Source organism: Wolbachia endosymbiont of Glossina morsitans morsitans (assembly GCF_000689175.1).
In the GTDB taxonomy this organism is placed as follows: domain Bacteria; phylum Pseudomonadota; class Alphaproteobacteria; order Rickettsiales; family Anaplasmataceae; genus Wolbachia; species Wolbachia pipientis.
Window position 1 is genome coordinate 1 of sequence record NZ_AWUH01000040.1, and the last position, 1,829, is coordinate 1,829.

Annotated in this window: 1 protein-coding gene and 1 pseudogene; one reads left to right on the forward strand and one right to left on the reverse strand. The window is 38.5% G+C overall.

The window, feature by feature from the left end; all coding sequences use genetic code 11:
* Positions 1–183, forward strand: a pseudogene (locus tag WGMM_RS07300) (IS3 family transposase); the annotation flags it as partial.
* 48 nt (positions 184–231) lie between these two features.
* Here WGMM_RS07300 and WGMM_RS01095 read toward each other — a convergent pair.
* On the reverse strand, positions 232–1,593 hold the full coding sequence (locus WGMM_RS01095) for an NAD(P)H-dependent flavin oxidoreductase (RefSeq protein ID WP_240991818.1): 1,362 nt from the start codon (positions 1,591–1,593) through the stop codon (positions 232–234).
* Positions 1,594–1,829 lie beyond the last annotated feature (236 nt).

The window sequence follows — 1,829 nt, forward strand, 5'->3', positions numbered from 1 at the left end:
ACAATTCTGTTGCAGAAAGCTTCTTTAGCTCATTGAAAAGAGAAATACTTATTGATACTTCACAACACTCTGCTCAACAAACTAGAACTGCAATATTTGAATACATAGAAATTTTTTATAACAAACAACGTCACTATTAACTATTGCATTCCAGAACAATTTGATGCATCATTCTTTTTGTAAAAAACATTCCACACTTTCTCTCCACTTTTTCTGGGTAAGGTCACTGACTCAATACCCAGTCAATATCCTTTCCACCAGTTCTTTTACTGCCGGTACGTAGCCATTCTCATAAAATGGATCTTGCTTAAATTTGTACACATTGTGCCCGGAAAACATGAGTTCGTTCTCAATATCACCACCCTGTATAATGTTTTGCAGTGTTTTTTGTATGCAAAAACTACGCGGATCTGGCTTTCGTCCTGTTGAATGCTCACCATGATCTTTCCAATTGCTAAACAAACAATGACTTAAGCATCCCACACAATTGATTTGATCTTGTCTTATCTCTGCAAACCTGCCTGGCGTCACAAAAATAACAGTTGTATCTGGAGTTTTCATTGCTTCTGTATACCCTACTTTAGTCCATGTATTTGCCAGTTCTTTGTCTTTTGCAGTAAGGTAGATCTTTCTACCTCTGCTACCCATTGCAAATTCATTATTAAATTCTTCGCTAGCATTTTCTGAAAACTTTATTTGACGTGAATTCCGTTCCTGCAACTCACGTATGAAGTTATTTTTTACTGCAGATGAGTAAAACCCTGTTGGACTGAATTTATTTAAAAATACATCACCTTCTTCTAAAGTGAGTAGCTTCTTTTTCCACTCTGCAGAAATTGGGCTTTCTTTCGTCAAAAGTGGACGAGTGCCAAACTGAAAAGCTATTGGTCCAATTTGCAGATTGTCAAACCAATGTTCCCAATCTTTCAAATGCCACACTCCTCCTGCCATAACAATTGGTGTTTCTGAAAGACCGATCTCGTTCATGAAAGATCTAAGCTCTGCAACTCTTTCAAATGGAGCCTGTGGTAGCTCTGGGTCTTCACTGTTACTCAGTCCATTGTGCCCTCCAGCAAGCCATGGATCTTCATACACTACTCCACCAAGCAAATAGGAAGATATTCTTTGGTAAGCACGCTTCCATAATGCTTTAAAAGCACGCACCGATGAGATAATAGGGTAATAATAAACCTGATATTTAGCTGCAATTTCTCCAAGTCTATAAGGCATACCAGCACCGCAGGTAATACCATGAATCAAACCTTTCGCTCCTTCTAGTATGCCATGAAGCACGCGTTCTGCTGCTCCCATCTCCCAAAGTACATTCATGTGTATTCTTCCATGACCTTTTGATATTTCATTTGCTATTCTTGCCTGACTAATTCCAGCTTCAATACTATACTCAATCAATTCACTATGCTTTTCATTTCTTGTTTTGCCTTTATAAATTAGTGGCACTAACTCGCCATTATCATCAATAAGCTTAGCATTTGCACCAGAAAATGTACCCACAGCATCTGCTGCAGCAAATGCTCCGCTTGATCTTCCATCACTAACTGCAATGCCTTTGCCGCCCTCGATGATTGGCCACACTTCCTTTCCTGAAATTACTATCCTTTTATCTTATTTTTCAAAACTTCCTCGCAATCTTTCACTCCATTTTACTTAATTACCAAAAAAATGATAGCTGTTTATTTTTTCTTGTATCATTAAAGCTTCTATAGCTACTCATGCTGTTGTAGTTTGAGAGCAGTTCCCATCGGAAGGGTGTCATTCCAGTGCTTGACACTGGAATGGCTTTGTTGCATCACACTTTATGAGATGGTGAT